Genomic DNA, 10,671 nt, shown 5'->3' with positions numbered 1-10,671 from the left:
CGCATCATCATGAACGACATTGGACTAAAGCTTGCGCTTTCATTCCCAGCTTCATCCCCAGCATCCAGACTCATTTCACTGACGTCAGCAGCATCAGCAACCTCTTTTCCATCGTCAACCACCGCCATATTAAACATGGCCCGTGCCGCAAACAATGCCGCGGTTGGTGGTGCTGATTGCACTGACTGCGCTGCTGCAGCTTGGACTGGTGCAGGCGTTGGCTCCACCCACACATCAGTCTTGCCGGTGCCATTGCCATTATTGGCCGCAAAGTTATTGTGGTTCGCCCCCGTCCAGCTATTAAATACCTGACCATTCACAATCAGGTTGCTAGTTGCTACATTGGCTTGCTCACTCAGCAGGACCTGGCCATACGCATCAGTGACTTGATGTTTGATGGAAGTGACCGTCGTGTTGTTGATGTAGCGGTCTGTGTTGGTGACTTGCGTCTGCTTGCCATTGGCGTCATAGCTGATTTGCTGTGTGGTCCATTGGTTGAATTCTACCCATTGACCATTGGTGAAGGTGGATTGTGATGCAGTACGCAAATAACCTTCTCTCAAGCTCAGATCATAGCTGACGTTGACGTAGTTGCGTGCATTGTCGCTGCTGCTGTAGGCACGCAGATTACCTGCAGCATCATAGTTACCGTAGTTGACAGAATGCTGGCTTAATCCCTGGATATTGTTATTGACTTCGCTGATGAGCCAGCCATTGGCATTGTAATAGTGGATATCCTGTGTGGTCTTTTCTGCGAAGGTGGCCAACTGGGTGTTTTGCAGGGCTTGCAGATAACCTGCTGCCATGCCGCTGTTGATACCTTGCTGCAGGGTGCGGCCTGCGCCATCATACTTACGTTCGTCAACCACCGTCGCAAAGTACTGCGGCAGGGCTTTGCCTAGCTGGTCATAGCTGGCGACCGCTACTTTGCTGACGCGGTTGGCAGCGTCATAGCTGAAGTAGCGGGTGATCATGCCTTCACGCACGATATAGGTGCTGCGGCTGACATCGGGCTGACCATTACTGCCCCACGGGATTTGCGCCACCAGTTCTTTGCCCCAGGCAGTGTCGCTGGCGACGTTGCCGTTCTTGTCGTAGGTCAGCAGATGGCCCTGGCTGGCGGTGAGATTACTTTGGTCGGCAGCATTGCTGTTGTTGGCACCTTCAACCAGGGTCTGCCTTTGCATGCTGTCATAGGCATAGCTGTTGTTATGCACTGAGGCGTTGCTTTGTACTGTCTCATGACTGACGGTGTGGCTGCTGCCACTGATGCTGACCTGGCGCGTTGTCGTACCTGCTGTCTGGGCGGTCTGGATATTGAGTTCGTGGCTGAGGTTTCCGGCTTTGTCGTACTCAAGGGCGCTGGTGTATCCCTCATCGAGGGCTTCGATGAGGGATACCTGCCCTTGGGCGTTGTAGCTGAGTTTGGTGTTTTGCAGGCTGATATCAGCCTGGATGGTTTGTTCGCGGGTGTGCTTGCCTGCGAGGTTGTAGCTGTACAGGGTGGTCTTGTCAGTCGCGAGATCACGGATCTGGGTGACTTGCCCTGCTTCATTGTAGTGGTAGTTGAGGTTCTGGCCACGGGTATTGGTTTGTTGCAGCAGTTGGCCTGCGCTGTCATAGCGATAGCTGTAGGTGGCACCACCGATGTCTTTGTGGCTTTGCAGTTGGCCTTGAACATTGTATTGCCAGGTGCTGATGTTGCCATTGGCATCGCGGTTGGCGATCTGGTTGCCCTGGGCATCGTAGGCATACTGGTCATACTGGCCCAGGGGTTTGGTGGTGATAACGAGGTTGCCGCGCAAGTCGTAGCCGTATTTGGTGGTTTCTCCATTGGCATTGGTCCTGGCGATAACGCGCCCTGCTTCATCGTAGCTGCCGCGGCTGATGAGGCTTTGCTGGCTGCCTGTGACATTGCCGGTGCTGGTGCCGTACAGACCTACCGGATCGGTGCTGCTCTGGAGCAGGCGGCCCAGGTGATCGTACTGGTAGGCGATGTGGTTGCCATTGGCATCAGTGACCTGGACTTGGTTGCCGAAGTAGTCGTAGGCGTGTTTGACGATGCCGCCATCGGCATGGGTTTCTTGTATCAACTGGCCACGGGCGTCGTAGCTCAGGCGGGTGACGTTGCCGTTGGCGTCGCGGTTGGCGGTCTGGCGGCCCAGGCGGTCGTAATAAAATTCTGTGACGGCACTATTGGTACTTTGCTGGCCAGCGGCATCGGGGCTGCTCTGGCGTATCAGCTGGTTGTTAGCATCGTACTGGTAGGTGGTGACGCCGCCGTAGCCGTTGAGGTCACTGCGGCTGGTCAGGTTGCCCCAGCGGTCAAAGCTTTGGTGGATGACGGGGGTCTGGCCATCGCGGGTTGGCAAGCTCAGGGTGGTGGCACGGCCCAGGGCATCGTACTGGGTGCTGCTGCGGCGCAGTCCTGCAACGCTGTCAGCTTCATGGGCGGTACTGAGGGTGGCCAGGGGGTCGCCCTTGCCAAGATTGAGACTGGCGGCACTGATGCCAGCACTACTTAGCGTGACAGTCTGGCGGCCCCGCAAGTCGTATTGCATGACGCGGGTGACGCCACCGCTATTGGTACGCCAGAGGTGGCCGGCATTGTCATAATCGTAGCTGGCGACATCCTGGCCATTGCTGCGCTCGCGAACAACATCACCAAAGGCGTTGTAGCTGACTTCACTGCGTACAACCGCTGCCTGATTCTGGTTGATGATACTGATCTGACCACCGTTGGCACTGAGCAAGACGTTGCTGCCAGGGGTGATGCTGGCAGTACGACGGCCCAGGGCATCATATTCGTAGGCGGTGAACAGGGTATGTACACCATCACTGCCGGATACGGCTTGCCATTGTTTGCGCAAGTGGTTTTGTGCATCGTAGGAGGCAAAGTGGTTGACCCCATTGGCATCGGCATTCTGGATGACGTTATTGCGGCTGTCATAGCGGGCCAGGCTGATACGATCGTCGTTACTGATGCTATTGATCGTATAGCCATACTGCGCGGCAGAACTGGCACCATTGGCATAGTCGCGTTTCATGACGACATTGCCATAGGCATCACGGCTATACTCAGTGAGTGTGGTCAGTTGACGGCCAAGGTCTGTGACACTACCTGGCTCTGCCACTGCCCTCAAGCGGTTCAAGGCATCGTAATAACGGTAGCTAAGGTTGCCCAGTGCATCGGTACTGCTGATGACATTACCCAGGGCATCGTATTCTACGCTGGTGGTGATATTGCCGCGGCTACGCTGGCCAGCATTGCCATTATTCGTGATATTTTTTGTGGCATCATAGCCATCATCACTAAAAGCCACATTGAGGCGGGTCTGGCTGATCTGGCGATTGGCCTTGTCATAGGCAAACAAGCTAGTGCGGTCATCGTTGCTATTAACTGGCAAGACCAGCTTGCCAGCCGCATTGACGCTGCCTGGATTGGCATATTCAGTACTATTAATGACATTGCCATGGGCATCATAAACCCGGGAGCTGACATAGCCCAGGGCATTGATGCTGGCTGTTCTCTGGCCTTGTTTGTCATAGAAATAGCGGCTGATCGCCCAGCTATCATTGGCAGGATTACTCAGTTCAGCAGTTTGTGACAGGTTGCCAAGCGCATCATAGCTGTAGCGCGTGACTTTGGCGGCCAGAACACTGGTCTCACCTGCCCCACCGTTGTTGACCCAGGTAGCAGGTTCGGTAGTTTCTACTGTGCGGCCTAGTTGATCATAGCGGCTGGTGCTGGTCCTGTCCTGGCTATGGTCGAGGCTGACCAGTGCTGTAGCGACCTGGCTGCTGAGGGGTGCCTTGCCTGCCTGGCCGCTGACGGCACTGGCATTGATGGCGCTGGCATAGCGCGTGACTGAGGTAGCATTGCCAAAGCTATTGCGACTGTAGCCGGTGACGTTGCCGAGGGCATCAATGTCATAGCTGACGCGGCCTTGTTTGTCATAGCTGCGGTAGCTGTAATTACCGGCCACGTCACGGCTGGCGATGACATTGCCAAAGCTGTCGTAAGTAACGCTGGCTTCGAGGACTGCAGACCTTTCTGATGCGAATGCCAGGCTATTGGCGCCGTTGACTGTCAAGTTATCACCCGCCCCGTCATACACATAGCTGGCTGGATAGATGCTCTTGGTCTGACGACCCAGTGCATCGTATTCAAAGCGGGTGATGCGTTGTTCTGTGCGACCTTCTGCTTCAGTACGACTGATGAGGTTGCCTAGCGCATCGTAGGTCATGCGGCTGACGAGGGCGGCATTGACTGTTGCGCCTACCTGTAAAATGCCGCCAACATTGAGGCTAACACTGGCCATGCTGACGACAGGCGAGGTTTCACTCAGCAGACGACCGGCGGCATCATAGTCATAAGTCCAGGTGGCACCAACTTTATTGCTGTAGCTGAGGCGATTACCCAAGCCGTCATAGCTGAAACGTTCTGTCTTGTTCAGGGCATCAGTATGAGCGACGAGGTGCCCATCAGCATCGTATTGATAAGTCTGGACCTGATCATCAGCTGTGCTGCCTGGCATGGCACTAGTAGCATCGAGTTTGCCAAGTCCGGCAGAGAGGGTTGGTGACAAGGCTTTAGCATAGTCGGTAACACTGCCCAGGCGACCCAGCGCATCGTAGCTATAGCCTTTAACATAACCCATAGCGTCCACACTGAAGAGTACACGTCCGTTGGTGTCATAAACTTGTTGATGGACCTGGTCATTGAGAGGATCAGGCTGCAACTGGTTGCGTATCATGTCTGACTGGACAACCGGCAACATCGTGGACGCTTCTATGGTGTGTGCATAGCTGACGCTGGCGGTGACATTGCCATTTGCGTCGTAACGGTTCTCGGTAACGGCGCCCTGGCTGTCTACCGTGAATATCAACCTGCCAGCACTATCATGGGTATAACGGGTGCTGCGGTCTTGTGTTTTATCGATATGCAGCTGGCTGGCAATCTCGCTACTGCCGAGTTGGGTAGATGCATTTGGCGCAGCGATGGCATTGGCATAGGCAACACGCTGGGCCAGTTGACCATTAGCGTCGTAGACATAGTGACTGACGCTGCCATCGGCATTGACCTGGTAAGACAGGCGATTGGCATCGTCATAGCTCATCAGGGTGACGCGGTCGGCATCGCTGGCTTGCACGGTTTCTGCGGCAGCGTTGGCGGCGACGGTATTGGCGTAACTGACTTGTTTGATCAGGTTGCCATTTTTGTCGTACACCATATGGGTCACGGCACCTGTGGCATCGACGCTCCAGCTCAGGCGGTTGGCGACATCATAGGTACGGTGGACATGGGCATCATGCGCCGCATCAGCCAAAGCTGCTGTCGCTGTTGCCAGTGCATTCAGTGTTATGGGTGTATTGGCTGGCAGCGATTTGGCATAACTGACGACATCCACCACGTTGCCATTGGCGTCATAGATGGTTTTGGTGATAGTACCAGTACCGCTGATGACATAGACGGGGCGGTTCAGCGCATCATAGATAGTTTGTACACGCCGATCGTGGGCTACATCAGGGACCACAGTTGGCATGGTGCCCGGCACCCAGCTTGCCAGGGAAATGTCTTTGGCATAGCTGATGCGTTCTATGACATTGCCATTGGCATCATAGGTGTAGCGGGTAACGCTGCCGGTGCCATCGATGCTGTAACGTAGATGACCATCTTTGTCATAGACGCGGTTTTGCTGTACATCGCGCAGGCTGTCTGCATGCACTCTGGCTGTCACGTCGGCGATTGTTGCTATTTCGCTTAAACCTGTCAGGGAAATCGCGGTGGCATAGTTGACGGTGGCGGTGACGCGGCCTTCGTTGTCGTAGCTGTTCTTTTGCACTGCGCCGCTGGCATTGATGGTGTAGACCAGGCGGTTGTTGCTGTCATAGACATAGCGTGTCAGGTTGCCGTTCGCATCGCGTGCAGCAACGACATTGTTATTGTCATCGTACTGATAGCGACGGGTGAGATTCTGGCCCGCCGGGTCAGTGTGCTCGGCAATGCGGCGACCCAGGGCATCATACTCATACTGGATGACATTACCTGCCGGGCTGGTGACGGTGAGTACCTTGCCGCGCTGGTCATAGCTGTAGCGGGTAATGGCATTAAGGCCGGTAGGGTCAACAACCTGGCTAGTGACCTGGCCCTTGAGGTCGTAATTGGTCAGGGTGACGATGCCATTGGCATCGGTCATGACTACTTGTTGGCCCTTGGCATCGTACTGGTAGCTTGTGGTCAGTGCCAGGCCGTCGGCATCGACCGTACGTGACAGCAGATGGTTGGCAGCATCATAGTGATAGCTGACTTTGTTGCCATTGGCATCTGTCGTCTGGATCAGGCGGTTGGCATGGTCATAAATATTGTTGGCGCTATTTAATTCACTGACGGAACTTACTAAGGCACCATTAGTGTCGTACTCGTAGATGGTGGTATAGCCATTCCCATCGGTGACACTGCTGGTCTGACCCTGGCGATTATGGATACTGCTGACCTTGACGCCTTCTGCCGTAGTGACGGTAACGCCACGGTGAGCGGTGTCATAGGTGTAGGTCACGGTATTGCCGTTGCCGTCAGCCTGGGTCAGGATGCGGCCTATGGCGTCATAGTTGATAGCGCGTTGTACGTGGTTTGCATCCGTACTGTTAACGGCGCGGCCCAGGCGATCATAGTTGAGCAGGCGTTCATTGCCATTACCATCGACGGTACGGGTGATGCGGCCAAAGGCGTCATACTCGACGCTGGCGACAACTAATGCGCCTGTTGGGTCTGTGGTGGAACCAGTTTGCAAGCCACGGTGATCATAGCGCGCCAACTGTGTCAGGACATGGCTACTGTCTGTGTTGACGGTCGTGGTCAGGCGTTCACCAAAGGCATCATAAGTGAAGCTGGTGACGGTGCCCAATTGATCTGTGATGCTGTCTATTTGCCCCGCTGCGTTATAGCTGATGGCAGTCTTGCTGTCATGGGCGCTATTGGCGATACCAGCAATTGCGGTGCGCAAGCTGTCATTGACCAAGCCGCCATTCAAGCCGTTCATGATGGAGAGCGGATCACCATACTGGACTGTGCCTGTCAGTTGATTGAGATTGTTATATTTACGTTCTTGCACTCCACCAAGCGCATCGATGGTGTAGGTCAGGTTACCACTCTGGTCATAGTAAAACAGGGTTTTATTGCCATTTGGGTCTGTCATGCTGACACGGCGGCCAGCAGTATCGTAAGTATAGCTGGTGCCATATTGTGTCCAGATGGCGTCGACTTCTTGCTGGCTCTGGTTACCAGTCAGTTGGGCACTGCCCAGTCCAGACAGGGTGGCAATGACGCGACCCAATTGGTCATAGCGCTGGTTGTTGATGCGGATGTCTCCAGTGCCGGCAGCGTCGATGACTTTGGTCAGGTTCCCAGCGATATCGTACTGGTATTGTTTTAGGGTGCCTTCGGCATTGGTGCTGGTGAGGACGCGGTTGAGGGCATCAAAGGTTTGGCTATTGGTCTGGTCTTCAGCATGGACTGCAGGGCGCAAACTGGCCAGAGCAGAACTGGCAGCCACAGGCCCTTTGGCTTTATTGTAATAGCGTGTGCTGCCCAGGGCATTGCCATTGGCGTCGTAACGCAATTCTGTCAGGTAGCCTTCGGCATCGACATTGCCCATCAACTGGCCTTTGTTGTCGTAGATGGCGTAGCTGTGCTGGTCGGCGGTATTGGCAGACGGAATGAGGCTGGCGAAGCTGCTGGTGCTTGTGACGGCTACGCTGACTTTAGTGGCATAGCGGATGACTTCAACACGGCGACCTGCGCTGTCGTAGCGGTATTGGCTGAGGTAGCCTTCCGCATCGACAGTACCTGTGAGCTGGTTGTTGAGGTCATAGAAGTGGGTCGCGCTTCTGTCATCGGCATGGGCTGCCACGACGACATCCTGGGCACGGGTGTTGACAGTCAGTGTTGCCGTGTTGATCTGCGTGGCTCTTTGCACGGTGGTCAGCAGGTTACCTGCGCCGTCGTATTGGTATTCTGTCACGGCACCTGCAGCGCTGACGGTTTTACTCAAGTGACCAGCGGCATCATAGAAGCTGCGACTGATGAGGTCATTGGCTGAACTGGTCAGCATGGGCAGCAGGTCGTAGAAGACTCGGGCTGGCACGGTCGGTGTGACTGGTGGCGTGACAGGAGGTTCGACCGGAGGCTGAACCGGCGGCTCTGCTATGCCCTGCTCTGCCCAGACATAGGAAGACTCGGCACCTGGTGTTTCACCCTTGGTGAACCATTGGGCCAGCCACAGGTGGCCATTGTAGCTGATGGTTTCGCCACCGATATAGGTAACACCTGCGCCCCAGGGGGCATGAGTACCAGCATCAGGGGCTTGTGCCCATACCTGGGAATCCCCTGGTACATTAGCCTGGGTAGGCCAGCGTGCTTTCCAATGCTGGCCCTGGTAATCGACGATTTGGTCTTGTGCATATTCCGGACCTGCGGACCAGGGTGGATTGGTGCCCGCTGGAACCACCTGGCTCCAGACATGATCAACACCAGGAGCCTGACCAGGAGTGCTGGTCCAGTTTGCTTTCCAGAGCTGCCCGTCATGGGTGACTAGCTGTCCGCCAACATATTCTATCCCTGGCATCCAGGGACGTGTCGTGCCTGGTGCTGGTACTTGTGTCCAGACTTTGTCGACACCTGGCGTGTTGCCCAGGCCGGTGTCCCAGCGGGCCAGATAGACTTGCCCATTGAAGCTAACGGTCTGGCCCGCCAAGTAGTATTGACTGTCTGACCAGGCAGCAACGCTATTGATAGAAACAACTTCCAGCCATGCAGCATTACTGGCGGGTGCACTGCCCTGATTATTACTGCGTGCCTGGTAGACTTTGCCGTTATAGCTAACCTGGTCGCCCATGAGGTAGGCCGTCGCTGTGTTCCAGTCTGAGGTGCTCACTACCGGATTGCTTGGTGCTGGTGTGACAGGCGCGGCTGATGAGGTCGTCGCTGGCGTTGTAACAGCGGTAGAAGACGGTGGCGTTGCTGGCGATGTTGCTGGTGAGCCTGACGGTTGTGTCGTTGCAGGTATGGCTGTCGTATCGGTATTACTGATCAGTTGGGCAATCTGGGTTGCATTCAAAGCCACGCTGTGCTGAATGGTCTGTATGCGCTGCCCCAGGGCATTGTAGACATACTGGGTGACTTTGCCATCGCCATCAACCTGGCCTTGCAGGTTACCGGCAGCATCATAGATGTAGAGTTGTTTGATACCTGTCGCATCTGTGCTGACGCTCAGGCGTCCGAGGGCATCGTAACGGTATTCGCTTTGCGCCTGGCCACCAGCGATGGTGGAGATCAGTTGGCCTGCCGCATCATAAACAGCAGTGTCTATGCGGCCATTGGCCTGGGTCTGGGTGATGGTGTGCTTGGCGTCGTCATACAGATTGACGGAACTGTGTCCCAGGGCATCTGTCGTCGACAAGACGCGGCCTAAACCATCATAGACGTAGCTGGTCTGGTTATTATCAGCGTCGATCTTGAACAGGAGATTGCCGCTTGCATCATAGCTGTACTGGCTCTTTGATTCTTTGCCATCGAGTATGCCGTTGCCATTGGCATCGACTGTGTTATAGCTGGTCATGCTGCTGAGTTGACCACGACTATTGTATTGGTAGTCGGTGCGGCTGATCTGTGCCGGGTTTTGTGCTGCGGACCAGGTTTCCACATCGGCATTGCTCAGGCTTTGGCTGGCGTTCAGGCCGGTAAGATTGTAACTGGCTGCAGGATAGCTGATGGTGGCTATGCGCTGTCCCAGATTGTCATAGCGGAATTCGGTGACGCTGCCTTGGGCGCTGACGACGAAGCGTGGATTACGACGCGCGTCATAGACAGTGCGTGTAGTTTCGGGTTGGCTGGCAGCCTGGCCATTGCTGGCAGGTGCGCGGTAAACGGTGGATGTCAGGAGCTGGTTTTGTGGACCATAGGTGCGTTCTACGCGATCGCCCAGACTGTCCGTCTGGCTTAGTAGGTTGCCATGGCTGTCGTAGGTATTGATGGTGACATTGCCTAGGGCGTCGGTAGCTTGGATTAATTTGCCTGCGGCATCGTATTGATATTGGACCTTTTGGATGACGCCATCGACAACAGGACCGGTAATTTGACTAAAACGCTGTTTGTCGTCATAGGTATAGGTGTTTTTATTCCCTAAGGGATCGGTGACGGTGGTGGTTTGGCTGGCCAGGTCATAGCTGAAGGTGGTGACGCGGCCCAGGGCATCGGTCAGGCTGGCGACACGGTCTGTCCCTTGCAGTTTCACATAGGTGATGTTGAGTTGGGTACCATCTGTCTGACTCACTCCAGTGATGAGGTTGTTATTGCCTGCATAGGTGTAGTTGGTGACGTAAACTTTACCATCAGCAATGCTGTCGTCGCCTGGCGTCAGGTCTAGTTTGATCTGGGTCAGGCGGTTTTGGGTATCGTAGCTGTAGGAGGTGCTGCTTTGGATTGTGCCGTCTGCGAGGATGATTCTTTCTTGGGCAAGGTTGGCACCGGTATAGCTGAAGTCGACTTTGTCGCCATTGGCGCTGGTGATGGTGCTGAGGTAGTCACCGGTGTAGCCATAGGTGACGGTATTGCCATTGGCATCACTGGAGAATAACAGGCGTCCGTTCGTTCCGGCATAGCTTTCTGTG

1 protein-coding gene is annotated in these 10,671 nt (G+C 55.0%); it reads right to left on the bottom strand.

Features of this window, described 5'->3' with window-relative positions; all coding sequences use genetic code 11:
- On the bottom strand, positions 1–10,671 hold a 10,671-nt coding region (locus ACO0LC_RS28755; protein WP_423009626.1), incomplete at both ends, for a carbohydrate-binding protein.

It is taken from the genome of Undibacterium sp. JH2W (assembly GCF_049340425.1).
GTDB lineage: Bacteria > Pseudomonadota > Gammaproteobacteria > Burkholderiales > Burkholderiaceae_D > Undibacterium.
This window is presented reverse-complemented; position numbering and strand designations above follow the sequence as displayed.